This is a genomic window from Blastococcus goldschmidtiae, from assembly GCF_031845325.1.
Lineage (GTDB): Bacteria > Actinomycetota > Actinomycetes > Mycobacteriales > Geodermatophilaceae > Blastococcus > Blastococcus goldschmidtiae.
Window position 1 is genome coordinate 19,469 of sequence record NZ_JAVREI010000020.1, and the last position, 22,023, is coordinate 41,491.

Annotated in this window: 25 protein-coding genes; 19 read left to right on the plus strand and 6 right to left on the minus strand. The window is 73.1% G+C overall.

Annotation, left to right across the window (positions count from 1 at the left end; all coding sequences use genetic code 11):
• Position 1: 1 nt before the first annotated feature.
• From RM425_RS19680 to RM425_RS19710, 7 genes are all read left to right on the plus strand, one after another.
• A complete protein-coding gene (locus RM425_RS19680) occupies positions 2-538 on the plus strand; it encodes a phage holin family protein (protein ID WP_311346926.1) in 537 nt (178 codons plus the stop codon).
• 36 nt (positions 539-574) lie between these two features.
• Positions 575-1,309, plus strand: coding sequence for a DUF3618 domain-containing protein (locus RM425_RS19685; protein ID WP_311346927.1), 735 nt, complete (start codon positions 575-577; stop codon positions 1,307-1,309).
• Between the two features lie 170 nt (positions 1,310-1,479).
• Entirely contained in the window at positions 1,480-3,072 is a 1,593-nt protein-coding gene (locus RM425_RS19690; protein WP_311346928.1) for a sensor histidine kinase, read from the plus strand.
• A 269-nt stretch (positions 3,073-3,341) separates the two neighbouring features.
• Positions 3,342-3,941 carry a TasA family protein gene (locus RM425_RS19695; protein WP_311346929.1) on the plus strand — a complete coding sequence of 200 codons (600 nt, stop codon included), beginning with the start codon at positions 3,342-3,344 and terminating at the stop codon, positions 3,939-3,941.
• Positions 3,942-3,969: 28 nt separating this feature from the next.
• Positions 3,970-4,620 (plus strand): signal peptidase I, encoded by a 651-nt coding sequence (locus RM425_RS19700; RefSeq protein ID WP_311346930.1) that lies wholly within the window; start codon positions 3,970-3,972, stop codon positions 4,618-4,620.
• Positions 4,617-5,222 carry a hypothetical protein gene (locus RM425_RS19705; RefSeq protein WP_311346931.1) on the plus strand — a complete coding sequence of 202 codons (606 nt, stop codon included), beginning with the start codon at positions 4,617-4,619 and terminating at the stop codon, positions 5,220-5,222. The genes RM425_RS19700 and RM425_RS19705 overlap by 4 nt, the downstream gene beginning before the upstream one ends.
• Positions 5,180-5,890, plus strand: a complete 711-nt coding sequence (locus tag RM425_RS19710) for a response regulator (RefSeq protein WP_311346932.1) — start codon at positions 5,180-5,182, stop codon at positions 5,888-5,890. The genes RM425_RS19705 and RM425_RS19710 overlap by 43 nt, the downstream gene beginning before the upstream one ends.
• A 137-nt stretch (positions 5,891-6,027) precedes the next feature.
• Here the strand turns inward: RM425_RS19710 and RM425_RS19715 are convergent, their stop codons facing one another.
• Positions 6,028-6,735: a response regulator transcription factor gene (locus RM425_RS19715; RefSeq protein ID WP_311346933.1), complete on the minus strand. Its 708-nt coding sequence runs from the start codon at positions 6,733-6,735 to the stop codon at positions 6,028-6,030.
• 250 nt (positions 6,736-6,985) lie between these two features.
• Between RM425_RS19715 and RM425_RS19720 the strand changes: the two genes are divergently transcribed.
• Genes RM425_RS19720 through RM425_RS19740 form a run of 5 tightly spaced genes read left to right on the plus strand, consistent with a single transcriptional unit; the run spans position 6,986 to position 11,525 of the window.
• The gene (locus RM425_RS19720; RefSeq protein WP_311346934.1) at positions 6,986-8,068 is read left to right on the plus strand and encodes a response regulator; all 1,083 of its coding nucleotides are present in this window, start codon (positions 6,986-6,988) and stop codon (positions 8,066-8,068) included.
• Entirely contained in the window at positions 8,061-9,047 is a 987-nt protein-coding gene (locus RM425_RS19725; RefSeq protein ID WP_311346935.1) for an ATP-grasp domain-containing protein, read from the plus strand. Before RM425_RS19720 ends, RM425_RS19725 begins: the two co-directional genes overlap by 8 nt.
• On the plus strand, positions 9,044-9,778 hold the full coding sequence (locus tag RM425_RS19730) for a PHP domain-containing protein (protein ID WP_311346936.1): 735 nt from the start codon (positions 9,044-9,046) through the stop codon (positions 9,776-9,778). Before RM425_RS19725 ends, RM425_RS19730 begins: the two co-directional genes overlap by 4 nt.
• Positions 9,775-11,259 carry a glycosyltransferase gene (locus RM425_RS19735; RefSeq protein ID WP_311346937.1) on the plus strand — a complete coding sequence of 495 codons (1,485 nt, stop codon included), beginning with the start codon at positions 9,775-9,777 and terminating at the stop codon, positions 11,257-11,259. Before RM425_RS19730 ends, RM425_RS19735 begins: the two co-directional genes overlap by 4 nt.
• Entirely contained in the window at positions 11,256-11,525 is a 270-nt protein-coding gene (locus RM425_RS19740) for a hypothetical protein (RefSeq protein WP_311346938.1), read from the plus strand. Before RM425_RS19735 ends, RM425_RS19740 begins: the two co-directional genes overlap by 4 nt.
• A gap of 152 nt (positions 11,526-11,677) precedes the next feature.
• Here RM425_RS19740 and RM425_RS19745 read toward each other — a convergent pair whose 3' ends face one another.
• The 3 genes from RM425_RS19745 to RM425_RS19755 are packed head-to-tail and all read right to left on the minus strand — an operon-like array spanning position 11,678 to position 14,200.
• Positions 11,678-12,856: an acyl-CoA dehydrogenase family protein gene (locus RM425_RS19745; protein ID WP_311346939.1), complete on the minus strand. Its 1,179-nt coding sequence runs from the start codon at positions 12,854-12,856 to the stop codon at positions 11,678-11,680.
• Between the two features lie 30 nt (positions 12,857-12,886).
• Positions 12,887-13,411 carry a class I SAM-dependent methyltransferase gene (locus RM425_RS19750; protein ID WP_311346940.1) on the minus strand — a complete coding sequence of 175 codons (525 nt, stop codon included), beginning with the start codon at positions 13,409-13,411 and terminating at the stop codon, positions 12,887-12,889.
• Positions 13,412-13,417: 6 nt separating this feature from the next.
• A complete protein-coding gene (locus RM425_RS19755; RefSeq protein ID WP_311346941.1) occupies positions 13,418-14,200 on the minus strand; it encodes an isocitrate lyase/PEP mutase family protein in 783 nt (260 codons plus the stop codon).
• Between the two features lie 134 nt (positions 14,201-14,334).
• Here RM425_RS19755 and RM425_RS21740 point away from each other — a divergent pair, with 134 nt between their 5' ends.
• Positions 14,335-14,541, plus strand: a complete 207-nt coding sequence (locus RM425_RS21740; RefSeq protein WP_396137074.1) for a (2Fe-2S)-binding protein — start codon at positions 14,335-14,337, stop codon at positions 14,539-14,541.
• Between the two features lie 7 nt (positions 14,542-14,548).
• Complete coding sequence (gene bfr / locus RM425_RS19760; RefSeq protein WP_311346942.1) at positions 14,549-15,010, plus strand: bacterioferritin; 462 nt, start codon at positions 14,549-14,551, stop codon at positions 15,008-15,010.
• Between the two features lie 65 nt (positions 15,011-15,075).
• On the opposite strand, the gene RM425_RS19765 is transcribed toward bfr, so the two are convergent.
• On the minus strand, positions 15,076-16,032 hold the full coding sequence (locus RM425_RS19765; RefSeq protein ID WP_311346943.1) for an ABC transporter substrate-binding protein: 957 nt from the start codon (positions 16,030-16,032) through the stop codon (positions 15,076-15,078).
• Between the two features lie 143 nt (positions 16,033-16,175).
• Here RM425_RS19765 and RM425_RS19770 point away from each other — a divergent pair, with 143 nt between their 5' ends.
• Together RM425_RS19770 and RM425_RS19775 are read left to right on the plus strand one after the other, a co-directional pair.
• On the plus strand, positions 16,176-17,108 hold the full coding sequence (locus tag RM425_RS19770) for a siderophore-interacting protein (RefSeq protein ID WP_311346944.1): 933 nt from the start codon (positions 16,176-16,178) through the stop codon (positions 17,106-17,108).
• Positions 17,109-17,152: 44 nt separating this feature from the next.
• Positions 17,153-17,371 (plus strand): hypothetical protein, encoded by a 219-nt coding sequence (locus RM425_RS19775; protein WP_311346945.1) that lies wholly within the window; start codon positions 17,153-17,155, stop codon positions 17,369-17,371.
• Here RM425_RS19775 and RM425_RS19780 read toward each other — a convergent pair.
• Complete coding sequence (locus RM425_RS19780) at positions 17,349-18,116, minus strand: MerR family transcriptional regulator (RefSeq protein ID WP_311346946.1); 768 nt, start codon at positions 18,114-18,116, stop codon at positions 17,349-17,351. The genes RM425_RS19775 and RM425_RS19780 overlap by 23 nt on opposite strands.
• A 109-nt stretch (positions 18,117-18,225) precedes the next feature.
• On the opposite strand from RM425_RS19780, the gene RM425_RS19785 reads away from it, so the two are divergent.
• The 3 genes from RM425_RS19785 to RM425_RS19795 all read left to right on the plus strand — a co-directional run bounded on the left by RM425_RS19785 (position 18,226) and on the right by RM425_RS19795 (position 21,923).
• Positions 18,226-20,082, plus strand: coding sequence for a hypothetical protein (locus RM425_RS19785; RefSeq protein WP_311346947.1), 1,857 nt, complete (start codon positions 18,226-18,228; stop codon positions 20,080-20,082).
• Positions 20,079-20,510 (plus strand): cupredoxin domain-containing protein, encoded by a 432-nt coding sequence (locus RM425_RS19790; RefSeq protein ID WP_311346948.1) that lies wholly within the window; start codon positions 20,079-20,081, stop codon positions 20,508-20,510. Before RM425_RS19785 ends, RM425_RS19790 begins: the two co-directional genes overlap by 4 nt.
• Positions 20,511-20,618: 108 nt before the next feature.
• Positions 20,619-21,923 (plus strand): hypothetical protein, encoded by a 1,305-nt coding sequence (locus RM425_RS19795; RefSeq protein ID WP_311346949.1) that lies wholly within the window; start codon positions 20,619-20,621, stop codon positions 21,921-21,923.
• Positions 21,924-22,023 lie beyond the last annotated feature (100 nt).

Below are 22,023 nucleotides of genomic sequence, written 5' to 3' on the forward strand. Positions count from 1 at the left end.
CATGTCCACCCCTTACTCCGGGGCCACCCCGGCAGGTGGCCAGGCCGGTTACGCGCCCCCCGCCGACCCGGCAGCGCAGCAGAACTACGCCAGCGACTACACCGAGAACACGGCCCACAGCGGCGCCATGGGTACGCCCATGACCGCTGCCGGTAATCCGGACATCGAGGGCATCTCGGTCGGCACGCTCATCGGCGAGGTCACCAAGGACCTCTCCACCCTCATGCGCCAGGAGCTCGAGCTCGCCAAGGTCGAGATGAAGGCCGAGGCGAAGAAGGCCGGGCAGGGCGCCGGGATGTTCGGCGCCGCGGGCTTCGCCGGCTACATGGTGGCGCTGTTCCTCTCCCTCGCCCTGATGTGGGCGCTGGCCAGCGCCATCCCCACCGGGTGGTCGGCACTCATCGTGGCGATCCTCTGGGGCATCGTCGGCGCCGTCGCCTTCGTGATGGGCCGCAAGAAGTTCCAGCAGGTGAACCCGAAGCCAGAGCGCACCGTGGACACGCTGTCCGAGGTGCCCGGGGCCCTCAAGCCCAACTGACCCGCCGACCTCCCCCACTCCCGAAGGAGTCCAGACATGACCAGCAGTGACCCGGAAGTCATCCGCCGGCAGATCGAGGACACGCGGCGCGAGCTCAGCTACGACGTCGACGCCCTCAACGAGAAGGTCAACCCCTCCCGCGTCGTGGACCGGCGGGTGACCGCCGCCAAGGGCCGCGTGAGCAACCTCAAGGACAAGGTGATGGGTTCCGCTCACGAGACCACCCAGCAGGCGCACGGCATGGCGTCCAACGCCGCCGGCTCCGCACAGGGTGCGGCCCACTCCGCGGCCGACAGCGTGCAGGGGGCGGCGTCCAGCGCCGCCGGCGCCGTCCAGCAGGCTCCGGACCAGGTGATGCGCCAGGCGCAGGGGAACCCCCTCGCCGCGGGGCTGATCGCCTTCGGCGTCGGCTGGCTGGTGTCGAGCCTGCTGCCTGCCACGCAGAAGGAGCAGCAGCTCGCGCGGCAGGCGGAGTCGGCGGTCCGTGAGAACAAGGACATGCTGATGGCCCCGGCCAAGCAGGCGGCCCAGGAGATCGGCGAGGAGCTCAAGCCGGCGGCCCAGGACGCCGTGGAGTCGGTCAAGTCGACCGCCCAGGACGCGGCCACCACCGTCAAGGGCGAAGGCCAGTCCGCCGTGCAGGACGTGCAGGGCCAGGCCCAGCAGTCCAAGGACACGGTGCAAGGCCAGGCCCAGCAGTCCAAGGACACGGTGCAGGGCCAGGCCCAGCAGTCCAAGGACAAGGTGCAGAGCCAGACCTCCGGCTCCTGACCCTGACGGGTCGCTGACCCGCTCGCTCGATACCGCGCCCCGCCGGGTTCTCCCGGCGGGGCGCGGTGCTGTCCTGGGGGCGGTGGACGGTCCGCCGGCGCTGACCCGTTGGGGTGAGGACGCCGTCCGCGTCCCTGCTGCCGCCGGTGCGGGAGGCCGAAGACCACGGCATGACCGCCGCCGTCCTCGACCGGGGCCTCCCCGCGCCCGCGTGGCGCGCCGCCCTGCGGGGTCCCCTGCCGGCCACGCTCCTCTTCCTCGCCACGACGGCTCTGCTCGCCATCGGCGTGCTACCCGTCGTGCACACCGGAACGGTGCTGGCCGGCCTCGCGACGGCCGCACTCGCCGTCGGCACCGACTGGCTGACCCGCGGGTCGACCGCTGCCCTGCGCGCCGTCGCGGTCCCGATGGCCGGCACCGCCGCCGTCGCGCTGCTGCACTCCGGCACCGAGGTCCCCGGACTCCTCCTCCTCGGCGCCGCCCCCGCGAGCGCACTGGCCGCCACGGCGCAGCGCCTGGGCCGCCAGGCCGCGGTCATCGACCGGCTGCAGACCGAGCAGCAGACGCTGCTGGAACAGGTCCAGAGCCGCGCCGACGAGCTGGACCAGGCCTCCCGGATCCTGGCTGCCCGCGCGCAGACCATGACCAGCGTCATCGACGCGGTCACCGAGCAGTCGATCATCGGCACGGACCCCGACGGCACCATCCGCGTCTGGAACCCGGGGGCGGAGAAGCTGCTCGGCCTCCCCCGCGCCGACGTGGTCCGCAGGCGCTCGATCCTGGACTTCCACCTCGCGGAGGAACTGGAGGACGCGGCCGGGAACGGCGGCGCCGCGGTCGGGCTCTTCGCCCTCGTGCAGGCCGCGCAGGAGCACGGCAGCGACGTCCGCGACTGGACCTACGTGGGCGCGGACGGCCGGCAGCGCACCGTCTCCGTGGCCGTCACGCCCCGCACCGACGACCGCGGCGTGCACGCCGGCTGGAACTTCGTCGGCACCGACATGACCGAGGTGCGGGCGACCGAGCGGATGAAGGACCAGTTCGTCAGCCTCATCTCCCACGAGCTGCGCACCCCGCTGACCTCGATCCTGGGGTACCTCGAGCTGGTGCTCGACGACGACGAGCAGACGCTCACCGACGAGCAGCGGCAGTACCTGACGACGGTGGAGCGCAACGCCGACCGGCTGCTGCGCCTCGTGGGCGACCTGCTGTTCACCGCGCGCGTCGAAGCCGGCCAGTTCACGCTGCAGCCGGAGGACGTCGACCTGGTGACCATCGTGCAGGCCGCGGAGGACACCGCCCGCGTCTCCGCCTCGACCGCGGGCGTGCAGCTGCGGGTGGACGCGCCCGCCGAGCCGCTGGTGATCCCGGGCGACCCGGTGCGGCTGGGCCAGGCCTGCGACAACCTCGTCTCCAACGCCGTGAAGTTCACGCCCTCGGGCGGGCAGGTCACCCTGACCGTCGCGACCGGCTGGCAATCGGCCGACGGTGCGGTGACCCCGGACGAGCGGCCCGGCACGGTGCCGGTCGCCCAGCTGTCGGTGCGGGACACCGGCATCGGCATCCCGAACGACGAGCAGGGCAAGCTGTTCACCCGGTTCTTCCGCGCCTCGACCGCCCAGCGCGCCGCCGTCCCCGGTGTGGGGCTGGGCCTGTCGATCACCAAGGCGATCACGACCGCCCACGGCGGCACGCTGGACCTGGTGAGCGCGGAGGGCCAGGGCACCACCTTCACCCTCACGCTCCCCCGCGACATGCGCTGATCCCGGCGCCGACAGCGCCCCCCGTCCCCGCCCGGGGCCGGGGGCGCTCTGCTTCCGCGGGAACGCAGCGCGCCCGGAGGCCGTCAGCGCGCCCAGCCGCCGGCCCCCTCGCAGGGGCCCGCTCCGAGCGTGCGAGGAGTGGGGGGCGAGGGGGTCCTCTTTCTTGCGGATTCCTTGCGCTTTCCGGGCGGGTGGCCTGCGGAAGGGCCTCCAGAGTTCTCCTTGTCGCCGGAAGAGCCGGTGGCACGGACACAGGGAGAACGAACGACATGAGCGCCACGGTCACCGGCACCACCACCCGCAAGGTCATCGGCTCGCTCGGTGTCATCGGCGCCGCGGCCGCCGTCGCCGGCATGGGGACCTTCGGTTCCTTCACCGACAGCACCACCCCGGTCGCCACGACCATCTCCTCCGGCACGGTCTCCATCGACCTCGCCCAGGCCAGCACCCTCGACTTCGTGGCCGGCGACCTGATCCCGGGCGACTCGGTCACCCGCACCTTCACGCTGAAGAACGACGGCGGCAGCGACCTCGCCTCGATCAACCTGGCCTCGGTCGCCACCACCTCCAGCGTCCTGACCACCGACACGACCAACGGCCTGCAGCTGGCCGTCAAGTCCTGCCCCGTGGCCTGGACCCAGAGCGGCACCTCGTTCACCTGCGCCAGCGGCGAGCAGACGCTGCTGTCCGGCTCCGCCGTGAACAACCGCGCCCTGACCGCCCCCGCGTCGCTGGTCGCCGGCCAGTCGGACAACCTCGCCATCTCCTACTCGCTGCCCACCTCGGCGGGCAACGAGTTCCAGGGCAAGCAGGCCGCGTTCAGCCTCACCTTCACCGCCACCCAGCGCACCGCGCCGGCCGCGCGCTGACCCGGCTGATCCGACCGGAGATCACACCATGACCGCCGTCCTCCCCGTCCGTGGCCCGGGGGCAGCACAGACGCTGCCCCCGGCCGAGGACAACCGCTCCGCGCACGACCGGTCCGCCGGTCCGGCCCGCACGCTGGGCCTGCTCGCCCCGTGGCTGGTCCGCGGAGTCGTCGGGCTGGCCGTCGCGGTCTTCGCACTGCTCGCCGTGGGACCCCACGCCCTCGGCTACCGCACCATGACGATGCTCACCGGCTCCATGGCCCCGATGATCGAGCCCGGCGACGTCACCGTCGTCACACCCATCGCCGTCGAGGACGTGACCGAGGGCATGGTCATCACCTACCACCAGCCGATCGGCGACCGCTCGCTCGTCACCCACCGGGTGGTCGAGGTGGAGCGCGGCGCGGACGGCAGGGTCAGCGTCCTCACCAAGGGCGACGCCAACGAGGCGGTCGATCCCTGGACCGCGACCCTCGAGGGCGACACCGCCTACCAGGTCCGGGCCGTCGTGCCCGAGCTCGGCCACCTCATCCAGGCGCTCCGCGCCCCCGTGATCACCCAGGTGCTGCTCTACGGCGCCCCGGCCCTGCTGGCCGGCTGGCTGCTGCTGACCATCTGGCGGCCCACGACCGAGACCCCCGGCACCACCGCGACCCGCGACGAGGAGCACCAGGCATGAACGCGATCCGCCGCACGGCCGTCCTGATCGGCCTGACCGCCTGCGTCGTCGTGGGCAGCAGCATCCCCGCCTCGGCGACCTTCACCGACATCGTCTCCACGAGCCCCGCCACGCTGCGCGCGGCCACCGTCGCCGCCCCCACCGGGCTGGTCCTCGACGACTCCTGCATCACGACGACGACGACGGTGAAGCGCACCGTCCACACCCACCCGGGTACCGGCGTGCAGACCACGACGTACTACAACTCCTCCACGTCGCAGTCGGTCAGCTCCAGCAACGTGCAGGGCACCACCACCTCGACGGTCGCCGGCCCCCGCCCGAACGAGACGACCACCACCACGGTCACCAAGAACACCGACCTGCACGTGTCGCTGAGCTGGACCGCCAGCCCGTCCCGCGGCGTGAGCGGCTACGCCGTCTCCGCCCACCTGGGCATCAACGGGTCGGTCGCTCCGCTGATGACCACCGGCAGCGGCACGACGTCGGTCACGCAGGTGCAGGACGCCGACGCGCTCTACTACCAGCCGAGCCTGTCGGTCACCACCCGCACCACCTACGGATGGACCGCCGCCTCGGCACCGACGCGGGTGCTGTCGTGCTGACCGCCCTCGTCGTCGACGCCGACGACCTCGCCCGCCGCCGCGCCATGGGGCTCCTCCGCCTCGGCGGCTGGCAGGTCCACGAGGCCGCCGACGTGGGAACCGCCCTCCGGCTGGCCGCCGCCTCTCCCTTCGACCTGGTCGTCACCGACGCGTCGGTGGCCGGGGAGGACGGGCTGGAGCTGCTCCGGCAGCTGCGCCGCGACGGATCGCGGGCCCGCTTCCTGGTGGTGACCGCGGCGGACCCGGAGGCGCTGGCCGCGGAGGCGGCCGCCGCCGGAGCGTGGGCCTGCCTCACCAAGCCGGTCGACGCCGGCACCCTCCTCAGCTTCCTGCGCAGCCGGACCACGGGGCCGGCTGCGCGGGGCGACCAGTACGAGATCCACGAGGTCGGCGACCTGCACGACGCCGACATCGAGGACGACCTGATGGACCGACTCCAGGAGATCTACGTGACCGCGCTGCCGGGCCGCCTGTCGGCCATCGACATCCACACCCGCGAGGGCAACAGCCCCGCCGTGGCCTCGGCCGCCTACACCCTGGCCGGCGCCAGCGGCCAGCTCGGGCACCCCGAGGTGGCCTCCATCTGCCAGGCGATCGCCGCCGATGCCCGTCGCGGCGTCCTGGCCCACTCCCGGGTGCAGCACCTGCATGCACTCGCCGGCGTCTGAGCCCTGACCCCGCTCAGCCGCAGCACGACGGAGGGCCCGCAGACGAGGGGGAATCGTCTGCGGGCCCTTCGGCGTGCGGCCCCCTCGCAGGGGCCCGCCGCGAGCGTGCGAGCGGTGGGGGGCGAGGGGGTCCTTCTTCAGGCAGCCACGAGGCGGTAACCGACCCCGCGCACGGTGCGGATCTCCGGTGAGTTCAGGCCGGCGGCGACGAGCTTGCGACGCAGGTTGGACATGTGCGCCTCGACCAGCCGGAGGTTGCCCTCCCAGTCGGTCTGCCAGACCTCGCGCAGCAGCGTCTCGCGCTGCAGCACGCGGCCCGGCCGCGAGGCCAGCGCCGCGAGCAGGTCGAACTCCGTGCGGGTCAGGTCGACGACGGCGCCGTCGACCCGCACCTCCCGGCTCTCCTCGTCCACCTCGAGCTCGGCGAGCCGGCGGACCGACTCCTCCACCTCGGGCGCCACCTGCGGGATGGCCGCGGTGCGCGGGAAGCGGAGCATCGCCTGCACCCGCGCCACCAGCTCGCGGGGCGAGAACGGCTTGGCCATGTACCCGTCGGCACCGACGGCCAGCCCGATGAGCAGGTCGACCTCCTCGGCGCGCGCGGTCAGCATGAGGACGTAGCAGGCGGTCTCGGCACGGATCTGCCGGCACAGCTCGGTCCCGTCGGTGTCGGGCAGGCCGAGGTCCAGCACGATCAGGTCCGGCGCCTCGCGGCGCACCTCCGCCATGCACTCGGCTCCGGTACCGACGGCCCGCACGTGCATCCCGGCGCGGCCCAGGACCGTGCTGACCAGCTCACGGATCTCTTCGGTGTCCTCCACGACGAGCACGGATGGCTTCTCCACGATCCTCCTCCCTCCGATGCCTCCAGGGACGCCCGGGACCGAACCGGTCGGGGTCACCTGCTCCAGTGTTCGGCGGACGCACCGGCCAGCTTGAGCCGAGCCGGGTGGAGGGGGTGCTCACCCCTCACCCCTCCGGGTGACGCCGGACGCGCTCGGCTCAGCTACTCCGACGGCGGGGCCGTTGCGGAGTGCGGGGCACGACGTGCCCTCCTCCCCCGTGGAGGCGCGCTCACCCGCTGAGGAGCTGGTCATGGACGGCAACGTCCGCGTGCTCGTGGTCGACGACGACCCCGACATCGCCCACTTCGTGCGCACCGTCCTGCACAAGGCCGGGATGACCGCGGTGGCCTGCTTCGATCCGCTGGAGGCTCTCGCGCTGGCCGCCCGCGAGCCCTTCGACGCGGTGGTCACCGACATCGAGATGCCGGGCATGAACGGGCTGGAGTTCCTGGGCCGGCTGCGCGAGCTGCAGACCGACCTGCCCGTGGCCGTCATGACCGCGCACGCGTCGGTCGACTACGCCGTGGAGGCGCTCCGCCGCAACGCCGACGAGTTCATGGTGAAGCCGGTGCGCCGCGACGAGGTGGTGACGACGGTGCGCCGGCTGGTCGAGCTGGGTGCCAGCCGCCGGGCCACGGCGCGGCACCAGACGGTGCTGGCCATCGGCGCCCACCCCGACGACGTCGAGCTCGGCATCGGCGGCACCCTGGCCGCACACCGGTCGGCCGGTGACCAGGTCGTCGTCCTGACCCTGTCCCGCGGTGCCCGCGGTGGCGAGGCCGGTGACCGCATGGGCGAGTCCATCGCCGCCGCCGAGCTCATCGGCGCGCGGTTGTTCATGGAGGACCTCGAGGACACCCGCATCAGCGAGAGCGACCCCACCGTCTCGATCATCGAGCGCGTCGTGGCCCAGGTGCAGCCGACGATCGTCTACACCCACTCCAAGCACGACCGCCACCAGGATCACCGCGCCGTCCACCAGGCGGCGACGGTCGCCACCCGGAACGTGCCCACGTTCGCCTGCTACCAGAGCCCGTCGGCCACGGTCGACTACCGGCCGACCCGGTTCGTGAGCATCGACGGGTTCACCGACACCAAGCTCGCCCTGCTCGCGTGCTTCGACTCGCAGGTCGGCATCCGCAGCTACATGCAGGACGACTTCGTCCTCGCCACGAGCCGCTACTGGTCCCGCTACGGCGGCGGTCAGCACTGCGAGCCGCTCGAGGTGATCCGCGAGGCCAGCGCCGTCGTGGGCGCGCAGAACGCCTCCTCCACCACCTCCACCGCCATCCCCGTCCAGTTCTCGAACCTCTCGGAGCGCTCCGGTGTCTGATACCTCTCCCGTCCGCGTGCTCGTGACCGGCGCCGGGGGGCCCGCGGGCGTCGCCGTCCTCCGGTCCCTGGCCCGGCGTCCCGACGTCACGCTGCTGGCCGCCGACATGGACCGCTACGCCAGCGGCCTGTACCTCGTCGACGCCGGTGCGCGCTTCCTCGTCGAGCCGGGCCTGTCCGAGACGTTCGTCGACTCCCTCGTCGCCCTGTGCGAGCGGGAGCGGGTCGACGTCCTGTTCTCCACCGTCGACGTCGAGCTGCCGCGGATCGCCGCCGAGCGCAAGCGCCTGGACGCCGCCGGCACCGCGCTGGCCGCGCCCAGCCTGGAGACCCTCGAGGTCTGCCTGGACAAGCTCGCGCTCGCCCGCCGCTGCGCCGACGTGCTGCCGACGCCGCGCACCGAGCTGCTCGGCACGACCGACCCGGAGTCGTGGGACTTCCCGGTCATCGTCAAGCCGCGCCGCGGCGCCGGCTCGAGGGGCGTCCACCAGGTCGACGACGCCGAGGCGCTGCGGGCGCTGGGTGCCGACGAGGACACCCTCGTGCAGGCGATGCTGCCGGGCGACGAGTACAGCGTGGACACCCTGGCCGACGCCGACGGGCACGTGGTCGCGGCCGTGCCCCGCTCGCGCCTGCGGGTCGACTCCGGGGTCTCGGTGGCCGGCTGCACGGTGGCCGACCGCGAGCTGGAGCAGACCGCGCGCCAGGTGGCCGAGGCCATCGGTCTGGTGGGCGTGGCCAACGTCCAGCTGCGCCGGGACGCCGAGGGCCGCGCCGCGCTGCTCGAGGTCAACCCGCGCTTCCCGGGCGCCATGCCCCTCACCGTCGCGGCCGGCGTGGACATGCCCTCGCTGGCCCTCGACCTGGCCCTGGGCCGCCCGCTGCCGGACTCGGTGCCCTTCACCGAGCTGGCCGTCGTCCGGTACCTCGAGGACGTCTTCCTGGACCCGGCCGACGTGCTGGACGAGGCGATCCGATGACCACCGAGCTGGTCCGCACCGACCACCACGTGCACTCCACCTGGTCCGACGACGCGGTGAGCACGACATGTGCGAACCTGGCCGCCGCGCGCGACGCGGGGCTGACCAGCATCCGCATGGTCGACCACGTCCGCACCTCCACGACCTACGTGCCGGAGTTCCTGGCCGAGGTCGCGGCCCTGCCGCCGATCGAGGGTCTCGAAGTGCTCACCGGTGTCGAGGCCAAGATCCTCGACGCCTCCGGCCGCCTCGACGTGCCCGACGACCTCGTCGTCGGCGCCGGCGGGGTGGACCGCGTGCTCATCGCCGACCACCAGTTCCCCGGGCCGGACGGGCCGTGGAGCCCGCGCCGCACGCTCGAGGAGATGGAGCGCGGCCTCGCCGCGCAGGACGCGCTCGGCATCCTCGTCGAGGCCACCGTCCGCGCCATGGACCGGGCCGGCCGCGGCCAGCTCGCCCACGTGTTCTCGCTGCTGCCCAAGATCGGCCTGACCGAGTCCGACCTGACCGACGAGCACGTCCACGCCGTGGCGCGGGCCGCCGTCCGCACCGGGACGACGGTCGAGGTCAACGAGAAGTGGCGCTGCCCCGGGCCCCGCGTGGTCCTCGCGTTCGCCGCCGCCGGCGTGACGCTCGTCGGCTCCACCGACAGCCACGAGGCGTCGTCGGTGGGCCGGTACTCCTGGGTCGCCGAGGCGGACTCGGCCCGACGTCTGGTGGCTGCCCGATGAACGAGGTCCTGGCCGCCGGCCCCGAGCTGGCCGAGATCGGCCGCGGCGTGCTGGTCGGCGTCCTGCTGCTGTTCGTCGCCTTCGGCGCGATCCCCGTGCTCGCCGGCCTGGCGCAGTTCCTGATCATCCCGGTGCACGCCGTGCGCAACCACTACCGCGAGACGGGGCCCTACCTGCCCAACGTCGCGGTGGTGGTGCCGGCGTGGAACGAGGCGGCCGTGCTGACCACCTCGGTCGAGCGGCTGATGGCGCTGGACTACCCGCCGGACCGGCTGCGGGTCTACGTCGTGGACGACGCCAGCACCGACGACACCCCTGCGGTCATGGCCGCGCTCGGCGACCGCTTTCCGGGGCGGGTCGTGCACCTGCGCCGCGAGAAGGGCGGCGAGGGCAAGGCGCACACCCTGAACCACGGGCTGCGCGAGATCCTCACCGACGACTGGATGGAGGCGCTCCTGATCATGGACGCCGACGTCATCTACGCACCGGACTCGCTGCGCAAGATGACCCGCCACCTGGCCGACCCGACCGTCGGCGCGGTCACCGCCTACATCCGTGAGGGCAGCCGTGACCCCAACGGCATGACCCGCTTCATCGGCTTCGACTACCTGGCGGCGCAGGCGGCCTCGCGGCGGGCGCAGAACGTGGCCGGCGCGATGGCCTGCCTGGCCGGCGGCGCCCAGCTGCACACCCGGGAGAACCTCGAGGCCATCGGCGGGCAGATCGACACCTCCTCGCTGGCCGAGGACACCGTGACCACCTTCCGCACCCAGCTCGCCGGGCGCCGGGTCGTCTTCGAGCCGCACGCCCGCGTGCTGGCCGAGGAGCCGGCCGGCATCGACGCGCTGTGGAAGCAGCGGCTGCGCTGGGCGCGGGGCAACGTGCAGATCACCTCGATGTACCGCCACCTGTGGTTCCGGAAGTCGGTCCACCCCGGACTCGGCGGCTTCTTCTTCGGGGTCTTCTGGTTCGCGATCCTGCTGCTGCCGCTGGCCATGCTGCTCACCTCGATCGGCCTGATCGGGCTGTACATGCTGGACAGCGACCTGGCCGCATCGGTCTTCGGAGCCGCGGTCTTCGTGCCGGTGGCGACCTTCGTCTTCATGATCACCATGACGATCTCGGTCGACCCGCGGGTCGGGCTGAAGGTCTGGCGGGAGGCCCTGCTCTTCCCGGGCCTCATCTCCTTCACCGTCCTGGCCGGGGCCACGTTCCCGATGCTGGTGCCGTGGGGCGGTGGCACGAGCAGCGGGTGGACGCTGTTCGTCTACAGCTGGCTGGTGCTCTGCGTGCCGACGGCGTTCCTGGTGCGGAAGCTGGAGCTGTCCCGTTGGGGCCGGCGGCTGGCCCCGATCGGGCTCTACCTCGTCGGCTTCGGCCCGATGATGTGCGCGATCACCGTGGACGCCTACGTCAAGGAGTTCCGCGGGGCCGCGATGACCTGGGACAAGACCGAGAAGACCGGGAGGGTCACCGTATGAGCCGGGGCCGCACCACCTCCGACCGGGCCGCGACTGCGATCGCGCAGTCCCTCGCCGCCCGCCCGTACCGCATCTCGCCGCCGGTCGTGCTGACCGACGAGGAGCTCGCCGCCCGCGGCGGGGTCATCCCGGTCTGGGCCGATCCGATGGCGCTGGCCGACGAGACCGAGGTCGACCGGCTCCGCGAGCGCCGGCTGTTCGCCGGACTCGTGGTGGCGATCACCGTCGTCGTCCTGCTCTGGACGGTGCGCTCGCTGCTGATGTGACCACCTGCGGCCCCCTGACCCAGGGCCACGATCAGGTCAGCTGACCCCGGGCCACGATCAGGTCACCTGATCCCGGCGCGTCCTCCCCCACCGTGTGCGGTGAGGGAGGACGCGCTGCGGTGCGGGAGGACGCCGGTGACCGGGCGCCCGGCTCAGACGAAGGCGCTGATGCCGGTCAATGCCCGCCCCACGATCAGCTGGTTGATCTCCCGGGTGCCCTCGTAGGAGTACAGCGCCTCGGCGTCGTTGAAGAAGCGGACGACGTCGTTCTCGAGCAGGATCCCGTTGCCGCCGAACAGCTCGCGCGCCAGGCCCACGGTCTCCCGCGCCTGGTTGGTGACGTAGCTCTTGGCCAGCGCGGCGTGGTCGTCGCGGAACACGCCCTCCTCCTGGAGCTGAGCCACCCGCACGGCCATGCCGAGGCTGGCCGTCACGTTGCCGGCCATCCGCGCCAGCAGGTCCTGGATCAGCTGGAAACCGGCGATCGGGCGGCCGAACTGCTCGCGCTCCTTGGCGTAGGCCAGCGCCGCCTCGAACGCGCCCATCTGGCAGCCGACGGCGCTCCAGGCGACGCCGCCCCGGGTCAGCTTGAGCACCCGGTTGACGTCCTTGAAGGTGTTGCCGTCCGCGAGCTTGTTCTCCGCCGGGATCCGGCAGCCCTCGAAGGTGATGTCGGCGTTCTGCACCGTGCGGAGCGCGTACTTGCCCTCCATCTTGGTCGCGGTGAACCCGGGGGTGCCCTTCTCCACCACGAACGTCTTCACCGAGTCGTCGTCGACGTCGCGGGCGAAGACCACGACGAGGTCGGCGAAGGTGCCGTTGCCGATCCACCGCTTGGCGCCGTCGATGACCCACTCGTCGCCGTCGCGGCGGGCGGTCGTCTCCAGGCCGAGCGCGACGTCGGACCCACCGTGCGGCTCGGTGAGCGCGAAGCAGCCGATCTTCTCCAGCGAGAGCATGCCCGGCAGCCAGCGGCGCTTCTGCTCCTCCGAGCCGAGGGTGACGATCGAGCCCATCGCCAGCCCGTTGTGCACGCCGAGGAAGGTGGCCATCGACGGGTCCACCCGCGAGGTCTCCAGCGCGATGAAGCCGGTGAACAGCCGGGAGCCGCGCGGGGAGCCCTCGGTGTCGTAGCTGCGACCGACCAGCCCGGCCTCGGCGAACTTCGGGATCAGGTCCATCGGGAAGGTGGCGGCCTCCCAGTGCGCGTTGACCCCTGGCTTGATCTCGGTCTGCAGGAACTCGCGGATGCCGGCGAGCTCCTCGCGCTCGTCATCCGGCAGCAGTGACTCGTACGCGTACAGATCCCCGGGGATCAGGTCCTCGGTCATGGGCGTCCTCTCGTCGATGGCACCCAGCCCCTACCCGTCGTGCCCGGCCCGCAACTCGATCGCCGCCGACGGAGTGGACAGGTCCCCGGCCCGGTGCACCGCGTGCTCGGTGAAGCCCCGCTCCCCCGCCAGCCGGCGCACCGCCGTGCGGATGCGCTCGTCGGCGCCCGGGCCCATCACCGAGAAGGCGACGACGACCCGCCCGCCCGGGGCCAGCACCCGGCGGACGACGTCCCACTCGGGGGCCGGGGGCGTCCAGAACGCACGGACGTCGAACGAGGTGACGACGTCGAAGGGTGTCGTGCCCAGGTCCGCGCCGAGCAGCGTCGAGGTGACCAGGCGGACCCGCCCCTGCGCCACGGCGTCGGTGTTCCGGCGCTGCGCGGCGGTGGTCATGGTGGCGGACCGGTCGACGGCGACGACCTGACCGCGGGCCGTCCGCGCCGCCAGCAGCGAGACGAGGACGCCGTGACCGCAGCCGACCTCCAGCACCCGGTCGGTGTCGCCGGGCGCCACGATCCCGGCCGCCCACGCGAGCCGCTCCGAGGCGCGCACCGGCGGCTAGTTCAGCTGCCGCGTCGCGGCCGGCAGCCCGCCGCCGCCCACGAGCGCGGCGGTCGCGTCCTGCAGCGCGGTGAGGGCCACGCGCTGGGTGTTCGGGCCGGCCGAGACGCGGGCCACCCCCAGCTCCGCCAGCTCCCGGATCGACGGTGACCGGCCGGGAACGGTGATCAGGCTGAGCCGGCCGGGGCCGAACGCCTGGGCCAGCACCGCGATCTCCTCCCGGTCGACCACCCCGGGGACGAAGACCACGGGGGCACCCGCCTCCAGGTAGGCCCGCCCGCGGCGGACCGCCTCGGTGAGCACCTCGGTGCGGTCGGCGCCGGCCTCGGCCCGCAGGACGGCGTCGGTGCGCGCGTTGAGCACGAAGCCGATGCCGGCGTCCCGCCCGGCGGCGAGCACCGCCTCGACGGCCGCCACGGCCTCGTCCAGGGGCCGCATCGCGTCCTCGAGGTTCCCGCCCACCGCACCGGCCTGGATCGCCCGCCGCGCGGTCTCCCCCGGGTCGCCGTAGCCGGCCTCCATGTCCATGGAGACGGGCAGGTCCACGGCCGCGGCGATGCGGGCGACCATGTCCAGGTGCAGGTCCAGGGGGATCCGCTCGCCGTCCTCGTAGCCGAAGGTGGCCGCGATCGAGTGGCTGGCGGTGGCCAGGGCACGGACGCCGTCGGTGCCGGCCACCACCCGGGCGGAGACGACGTCCCACACGTTGGCGAGGACCAGGATCTCCGGGGCGGCGTGCAGGCCGAGCAGGGCACGGGCGCGGGCGGCGGGGTCGGGCACGGCCCGAACCTAGCCAGTGCCCGCCGTGCTGACCAGGAGGGCTGGCGCAGGTGGTTCAGGTAAGGCTAACCTGCCCGCGATGCCCCGACCCCGGTCCGGGCAGCCCGCTCCCTCCCGGTTAGGCGACTCCGCGCATGTACGTGTGCCACTGCAACGTGGTGACCGACCAGGACATCCTCGAATCGATCGCGAACGGGGCCCGCTGCGTGGCCGACGTCGCCCGCGAGACCGGAGCCGGCCGCACGTGCGGCGGCTGCGTGGAGACGATGCGCGAGCTCGTGTGCCAGCATTGCCCGGTCATGACCGAGCGACAGCTGGGAGTTGCAGGTGCAGCCCGTTAGTCCCCGAGTGGTCGAACTGCTCAACGATGCGTTGACCTTCGAGCTCACCGTCACCAACACGTACTTCCTCAACGCCCGCATGCTGGACGCCTGGGGACTCCCGAAGCTGGGCAAGGTCTTCTACGACCTGTCCATCGACGAGATGCGCGACGCCGACGCGATCATCCAGCGCGTGCTCCTGTTCGACGGCCACCCCAACCTGCAGCGCCTGGGATCGATCCGCGTCGGCGAGACCGCCGAGGAGATGCTGGTCCTGGCGCTCGACAGCGAGAAGGCCGCCGTGGCCCAGTTCAACGCCTCGGCCAAGGAGTGCCACGACCTCGGCGACCACGGCACCGCCGCCGTCTTCGAGGAGATGGTCCGGGACGAGGAGAAGCACGCCGACTGGTTCGAGGCACAGCTGGGCGCCATCGAGCGGGTGGGCGCGGCGCAGTACCTGGCCGCGCAGATCTCCACCGAGACGCCCTGACGGCTGCTCGGCACGCACCCACCGAGGGCCGCCTCCCGATCCACCGGGAGGCGGCCCTCGGCGCGTCAGTCGACGAGCAGTTCCCGGAGCTGCTCCAGCTGCAGCGTCGCGGCACGGAGCCCGATGCCGGTGTAGAAGACGTCGTCGTCCACCTGGAACGCCTGACCGTTCTCCACCGCGGTGAGCAGCGGCCACAGGGGTCCGGCGACGACGGCGGCCTCACCTGACTCGTCGGCCGGCCCGTAGGAGGAGTACAGGACGACGTCGGCGTCGGCGTCGGTGAGCCGCTCGGGGCTCAGCTCGGCGAAGGTCGTCGTCTCCCCCGTCGGCAGCTCGACCTGGTCGAGTCCGATGTCTGCGAGCACCGTGCCGATGAACGACTGCGGCTGATAGGCGCGGATGGGGCCGCCGACGAAGCGCAGCGGGCTGACCGTCGTCCCTGCGGGGTCTCCGATCGCCTCGCCGAGGTCGGCCGCCTGCTGCTCGTACTCGGCGAGCAGCTCTTCGGCCTCCTCCTCCTTTCCGAGCGCCTCCGCATCGAGCAGGAGGTTCTCCTTCCAGGTGTCACCGAGGTCGGCGGCGAAGACCGTCGGTGCGATCTGCGACAGCTGGTCGTAGATGGCCTCGTGCCGCACCGAGTTGGACAGGATCAGGTCCGGCTCCAGCGCAGCGATCTCCTCGAGGTTCGGCTCGGCGATGGTCCCGACGACCTCGACGTCGGCGGCGTCCTCGGCCAGGTAGCTGAGGAATTCCTGGGAGACGTCGGTGGTCACCGCGCCGACGGGGGTGACGCCGAGGGACAGGACCGAGTCCAGCTCCCCGGTGTCCAGGACGACGACCCGTTCCGGCCGCTCGGGGATCTCCGTGCTCCCCATGGCGTGTTCGACCGTACGCGGGAAGGCCTCGTCCGCGGCCGCGGTGGAGCCGGCCTCGGAGTCGGGCTCCTCGTCGCTCCCGCAGCCGGTGAGGGACAGAGCGGCGGCCAGGGCCAGGCCGGTCATCGAGAGGGCAGGGCGTCTCATGGTTCTCCTCGTGGTGGTGCGCACGTTCGACCGAACGTGCCTCTGGATCTGTTCGCCTCCGTGTGCGAGACTCGGCGCGAAGCTAGGTGAGGCTAGCCTAAGTCGGCGTCGTCGCCGCACCTGCCGCCAACCGGGGAGAACGCATGACCGAGACAGTGCAGATCCCGGTCTACCGGCCCTTCGCCGCGCAGGTCTCCCGCCTGCAGCGGCTGAGCCCGAGCTTCCTGCGCGTGACGTTCGCCGGGGCCGACCTCGACGAGTTCGGCAACAACGGCTACGACCAGCGGATCAAGGTCATGCTGCCGCTGCCCGGGCGGGGCATCGACGACTGCCCGACCGACACCGACTGGTACGGCGCCTGGCGGGCGCTGCCGGCCGAGCGGCAGATGCCGATCCGGACGTACACGATCCGCGCGATGCGTCCCGGGCTGCGCGAGGTCGACGTCGACTTCGTCCTGCACGGCGCGACCGGTCCCGCCTCGGCGTGGGCCGAGGCGGCCACGGTCGGAGACGAGGTGGTGCTCATCGGTCCCAACGCCCGCTTCCCCGGCCCGACCGGCGGCTTCGAGTGGCACCCGCCCGTCGACGCCTCCTGCCTGCTCCTCGCCGGCGACGAGACCGCGGTGCCGGCGATCTGCGCCATCGTCGAGTCTCTGCCGGCCGGTCAGCGGGCCCGCGTGCTCCTCGAGGTCCCCGAGGCCGGCGACGTGCTGAACCTGGCCGCCCCGTCCGGCGTCGAGGTCACCTGGCTGCCCCGCTCGTCCGGCGACGGCTCCCCCGCTCCCCGGGGCGCGCTGCTCACGGCGGCGGTCGTCGCGGCGGTGGCCGAGCTCGCCGAGGACCTGGCCCCCTCCCCCGTCGCGACGCTCGAGGACGTCGACGTCGACAGCGGGATCCTCTGGGAGGTCCCCACCGAGGGGAGCACCCCGGCCCGCTCCTCGGGCGTCTACGCCTGGCTGGCCGGCGAAGCCGGCGTGGTCAAGGGCCTGCGCCGTCACCTGGTGCAGGTGGCGGGGGTCGACCGGCGCTCGGTGGCGTTCATGGGGTACTGGCGCGAGGGCCGCCGGAGCGACTGACGCTCGGTTTGACACCGTGTCAGAGCCCGGTGTCACATGGGTCCGTGCCGAACACGCAGCTCGTCGCCATGGACGGCCTGAGCATGATCGGGACCCTCGGCTTCTTCGTCCCCGCGGCGCTCCTCGTCGCACTGGTCGTCGGAGCCGTGGTCCGGGACCGCCGGATCAGTGCCCGGGAGGCCGCCGAGGAGGCGACCCGCGAGGGCCACGCCCGCGAGGCGCTCCCGGACGGCGACGGGCCTACTCCTCGTCGAGCTGACTGAGCGCAGCCTCCACCGCCGCCGCGACCTCCGCAGCCATCTCGGTGCGGAAGGCGGCCAGCACGGCCTGCGCGGCGACCGGCTGCAGCCGCGTCACCGTCGCGAGGATCTCGTCGAGCCGCTCGCGCGGCGCCCCGGCCTCCACGAAGGCCCGCCAGCCGGTGTCGACGAACATCTGCACGTAGGTGCGCGCGATCGCCTGGACGTGCTCGTTGACCTCCGCCTGGGCGGCGATGAGGGCGGCGGGCGGCACACCCAGGGCGACCACCTGCAGGCCGGCCGTCAGCAGGGCCGGGTCCATCACCCGCATCCGGCCGTCGTCCAGCCGCTCCACCAGGCCCAGCTCGACGAGCTGGTCGACCACCTCGGGCTGCTCGGGCACGCCCGCGCGCGCGGCCAGCTCGGCGCCCGTGGTGACCTCGGGCTCCGGTGGCAGCCAGGGCGCCAGCAGCGCGCGGTGCAGCGCCAGGGTCGCGGAACTCGCGGTCGGAGGTGCGGTGGACAGCGTCCGCTGGATCATCGCGAGCGAGTAGCCCTCCGCCAGCATCTCGCGCACCAGCAGCAGCCGGGCGACGTGCTCGCGGCCGTAGTGACCGGTGCGGCCGACCATGCGGGGCGGCGGCAGCAGCCCGCGGGCGGAGTAGGCCCGCACGTTGCGCACGGTCAGCCCCACCCGCGCGGCCAGCTCGTCGACCGTCAGGTCGTGCTCGGAGGGCTCCCTCGCGGGGTCGTCCTGCGCTGCGCTCACCCATTCCCCCTTCCCGTCGTGACCTCACCGTAAGCCGCTCGTTCTATGTATCAGTTGTCGATGTCACCGTGATGGGTGTTCCATGAGCCCCATGCCTTGAGGGGATGCCATGTCGTTGGACGTGCTGCCACTGGCCGCCGAAACTCGTCCCGCGGGGGGAGCCGCCATCGGCGAGGTCCTCGCCGCCACCGCGATCGGGGCGGGCCTCACCGCCGTCCTGCTCGCCCTGGTCTTCGTGCACCGCACGCGGCGCTCCGCCGTCCTGACCCGCGTGGGCGACCGTCTCGGCGCCGCGACCGGCGTCCCGGCATGGGTGGCGCTGCCGACCGTGCTGACGACGATCTCACTGCTCGTGGCCCTGCTCGGGATGCTGTGGGACATCAGCCTGCACATCGGCATCGGCCGGGACGAGGGCCCGCTGGCCAACCCGGCCCACTTCCTGATCCTCTTCGGCCTCTTCGGTGTCTTCGCCGGCGGCGTCCTCGCGTGCGCCATGCCGCTGGACGAGAAGCCCGGCCCGTCCGCGGTCCACTTCCTGCGCGGCTGGGACGTCCCGGTCGGCGGCGTCATCCTCACCGCGGCCGGCTTCTACGCCCTGCTCGGCTTCCCTCTGGACGACGTCTGGCACCGCATGTTCGGCCAGGACGTCACACTCTGGGGCCCCACCCACCTGATGCTCATCGGCGGCGCCGGGCTCTCCATCGTCGGGCTGCTGCTGCTCGAGCAGGAGGGCCACGGCGGGCTGTCCACCGACGACGGCGACCGCAAGGTGGGCCGGACCGCCCGGTTCCTCCGGCAGGCCTCGGCGATGGGCGGGCTGCTCCTGGGGCTGTCGGTGTTCCAGGGCGAGTACGACTTCGACGTCCCGCAGTTCCGGCTGGTCCTGGAGCCGCTGATGATCGCCGGCGCGGCCGGCCTCGCGCTCGTGGCGGCCCGGCTGTTCATGGGCCGGGGTGGTGCCCTGGCCGCGGCCGCGTTCTTCCTCGTCATCCGTGGCGGCATCGCGCTGATCGTCGGCCCCGGCTTCGGCGAGATCCTGCCGACCTTCCCGCTCTACCTCGGCTCGGCGATCCTCGTGGAGCTGCTGGCCCTGTCGGTGGCGCTGCTCCGTAAGCCCCTGGCCTTCGGCGCGGTCGCCGGCGTGCTGATCGGCACGATCGGGCACGCGACCGAGGCCGGCTGGACCCGGTTCACCCAGACCCTGTCGTGGAACAGCGACATCCTGGTCGAGGGAACGCTGATGGCCCTCGTCGGCGGCGTCGTCGGCGGCCTGCTCGGCGCGCTGCTGGCCACCGGCCTGCGCAGGCAGCTCCCCCGCCCTGCGGTCGCCCGCACCGTCCTGGTGGGCTCCCTCGTGGTCCTCGCCGCGGCGGTGGCCAACGGTCTGGTCGCGACCGTCCCCGACGACGTCCAGGCCACCTTCGGCATCGAGGACGTCGAGACCGACCCCCGCACGGCGGACGTCACCGTCCAGCTCGACCCGGCCGGCGCCGTCGACGACCCAGCGTGGGTGCAGATCACCTCGTGGCAGGGCGACGGCCTGGTCGTCACCGCCCTCGAGCGGACCGGCGAGGGGGCCTACCGGACGACGCAGCCGGTCCCGCTGCACGGCACGTGGAAGACCCTGCTGCGGCTGCACGACGGCCGGACCCTGACCGCGATCCCGATCTACCTGCCCGCCGACGAGGCCATCGGCGAGGAGGAGGTGCCCGCCGAGGACGGCATGACGCGTTCGGCCATCCCGGAGATCGAGATCCTGCAGCGCGAGCTGAACGGCGCGACGGGCGGCCTGTGGACGATCTCCAACCTCGTCGTGCTGGTGTGCACCCTGGCGCTGATCGCGACCATCGCCTGGGGCGTGGGCCGCTACGCGCGGCGGGCCGGGGACCGCGACCCGTACGCCGACACCGCTCCGGACCGCCCGGCGGAGGACGTCGGCGCGCCCTCCGGGACGGGCCGCCGATGAGCCGGCGCACCGTCCTCGCGGCCACCCTGCTCCCGCTCGCCCTGGTCGTGTCCGGCTGCGCCGGCACGGATGCGCCGGACGATCCCGCCGCGAGCGGCTCGCCCGCGAGCAGGGCGCAGGACACGCCGGAGAGCGAGGCGACCACCAGCCCGCCCGCCGAGCCCGCGGGGACGACGCTGGCGGTGCAGGTCGCCGGCGGCCGGGTCACCGGGGACACGGGCCGGGTCACGGTCCCGCTCGGCGACCCCGTGACCGTCACGATCACCAGTGACGCCCCGGACGAGGCGCACCTGCACGGCTACGACGTCACCGCCGACCTCGCGGCCGGCGCCCCGACGGAGCTGGCCTTCGACGCGACGGTCCCCGGGGTGTTCGAGCTGGAGCTGCACGAGGCCGGGACGGTGCTGCTGACGCTGCAGGTCTCGTGACCGAGCGTGCGAGGTCACGTAGGAGCAGAGCACGCGGCGGCACGAGACCGACGAGCCCCGGCGAGGCGGTCTCGTGACGCGACCGACGAGCCCCGGCGAGGAGGTCACGTGACGCTGCTGGCGCACGGGGTCGGCTCACGCACCGACCTCCCGATCCCCCTGGGGTTGGCGCTGTACGGCGCGGGTGCGGCCATCCTGATCAGCTTCGCCGCGCTGCTGCTCTTCTGGCGCACCCCGAAGCTGGGCGGTCCGGACGCCGGGCGGCCGCTCCCGCAGGCCGTCCAGCGGATCGCGGACAGCGGCGCCGTCCGCCGCGCGCTCCAGGGGGTGGCTCTGGCGCTGTCCGTGCTGGTGGTCGCCGCGACGATCGGTGGGCCGCCGGAGACGGCACGCAACCTGGGACCGTGGGCGCTGTACGTGACCTTCTGGGTCGGCCTGGTGCCGGCCAGCCTGCTGCTCGGCCCCGTCTGGCGGGTGGTCAACCCGCTGCGCCTCCTGCACGCCCTGGCCGGGTCCGTCCTCCGCACCTCCCCCGGTGTGCACCGTCTCCCGGCCCTGGGACTGTGGCCGGCGGCGGTGTCCCTGCTGGTGTTCCTGTGGTTCGAGCTCGTGTACCCCGGCCGGGCCGAACCGACGACGGTCGCCGCCTTCCTCGTCGGCTACGCGGTGGTGCAGACCGGCCTGGCCCTCTGGTTCGGCGAGGACTGGTTCGCCCGCGGCGACGGCTTCGAGGTCTACTCCACGCTCGTCGCCCGGCTGTCGCCGTGGGCACGCCGCAGCGACGGCCGGCTGGTCGTGCGCAGCCCGCTGACGAACGCGGTGTCCACCCCGGAGCTGCCGGGCCTGGCTGCCGTCGTCGTCGTCCTGCTCGGTTCCACGGCGTTCGACGGGATCTCCCGCACCGCCTGGTGGCAGACCGGACCGGGTTCGGCCGAGGACGCGCTGTCGGGGACCATCGCCCTGCTCGCCTCGATCGCCCTCGTCGGCGGCCTGTACCTGCTCGGCACCCGGCTCTCCGGCCGGCTGGCCGGCCGGCCGGGCGCGATCCAGCCGCGCCGGTACGCCGCCACCGTCATCCCGATCGCGCTGGGGTACACGGTCGCGCACTACTTCAGCCTGCTGGCACTCGACGGGCAGACGACGTGGATCCTGCTGAGCAACCCGTTCGGCCTGTCCGGCGTGGACCTGTTCGGCACCTACGACAACGTCGTGGACCTGACCGCGGTCAGCCCGGACACCATCGCCTACGTCCAGGTCGGCGGGGTGATCGCCGGCCACGTGGCCGGGGTGACCCTCGCCCACGAGCGTGCGCTGCGCACGGAGCGGCACGCCCGCGCCTCGGACCAGCTGCCGCTGGTGGTCGTGATGGTGCTGTTCACCATCGGCGGGCTCGGACTGCTCTTCGGCTTCTGAGCCCCGGCGGGTGATGCGGTCCGGTCCGGCTTCAGCTCCGGGTCCGGCCTGCCGATGCAGGAAGAGCCGCATCAGGCGCATCCGGGGCATCCCCCCGCCG

What these genes read in the sequence shown, in the direction of transcription:
- RM425_RS19710 (WP_311346932.1), top strand. Translation starts at nt 5,180, where the DNA reads ATGGACCGCCGCCTCGGCACCGACGCGGGTGCTGTCGTGCTGACCGCC.
- RM425_RS19740 (WP_311346938.1), top strand. Translation starts at nt 11,256, where the DNA reads ATGAGCCGGGGCCGCACCACCTCCGACCGGGCCGCGACTGCGATCGCG.
- RM425_RS19745 (WP_311346939.1), bottom strand. Translation starts at nt 12,856, where the DNA reads ATGACCGAGGACCTGATCCCCGGGGATCTGTACGCGTACGAGTCACTG.
- RM425_RS19695 (WP_311346929.1), top strand. Translation starts at nt 3,342, where the DNA reads ATGAGCGCCACGGTCACCGGCACCACCACCCGCAAGGTCATCGGCTCG.
- RM425_RS19700 (WP_311346930.1), top strand. Translation starts at nt 3,970, where the DNA reads ATGACCGCCGTCCTCCCCGTCCGTGGCCCGGGGGCAGCACAGACGCTG.
- RM425_RS19680 (WP_311346926.1), top strand. Translation starts at nt 2, where the DNA reads ATGTCCACCCCTTACTCCGGGGCCACCCCGGCAGGTGGCCAGGCCGGT.
- RM425_RS19685 (WP_311346927.1), top strand. Translation starts at nt 575, where the DNA reads ATGACCAGCAGTGACCCGGAAGTCATCCGCCGGCAGATCGAGGACACG.
- RM425_RS19790 (WP_311346948.1), top strand. Translation starts at nt 20,079, where the DNA reads ATGAGCCGGCGCACCGTCCTCGCGGCCACCCTGCTCCCGCTCGCCCTG.
- RM425_RS19730 (WP_311346936.1), top strand. Translation starts at nt 9,044, where the DNA reads ATGACCACCGAGCTGGTCCGCACCGACCACCACGTGCACTCCACCTGG.
- RM425_RS19705 (WP_311346931.1), top strand. Translation starts at nt 4,617, where the DNA reads ATGAACGCGATCCGCCGCACGGCCGTCCTGATCGGCCTGACCGCCTGC.
- RM425_RS19720 (WP_311346934.1), top strand. Translation starts at nt 6,986, where the DNA reads ATGGACGGCAACGTCCGCGTGCTCGTGGTCGACGACGACCCCGACATC.
- RM425_RS19770 (WP_311346944.1), top strand. Translation starts at nt 16,176, where the DNA reads ATGACCGAGACAGTGCAGATCCCGGTCTACCGGCCCTTCGCCGCGCAG.
- RM425_RS19785 (WP_311346947.1), top strand. Translation starts at nt 18,226, where the DNA reads ATGTCGTTGGACGTGCTGCCACTGGCCGCCGAAACTCGTCCCGCGGGG.
- RM425_RS19765 (WP_311346943.1), bottom strand. Translation starts at nt 16,032, where the DNA reads ATGAGACGCCCTGCCCTCTCGATGACCGGCCTGGCCCTGGCCGCCGCT.
- RM425_RS19735 (WP_311346937.1), top strand. Translation starts at nt 9,775, where the DNA reads ATGAACGAGGTCCTGGCCGCCGGCCCCGAGCTGGCCGAGATCGGCCGC.
- RM425_RS19690 (WP_311346928.1), top strand. Translation starts at nt 1,480, where the DNA reads ATGACCGCCGCCGTCCTCGACCGGGGCCTCCCCGCGCCCGCGTGGCGC.
- RM425_RS21740 (WP_396137074.1), top strand. Translation starts at nt 14,335, where the DNA reads ATGTACGTGTGCCACTGCAACGTGGTGACCGACCAGGACATCCTCGAA.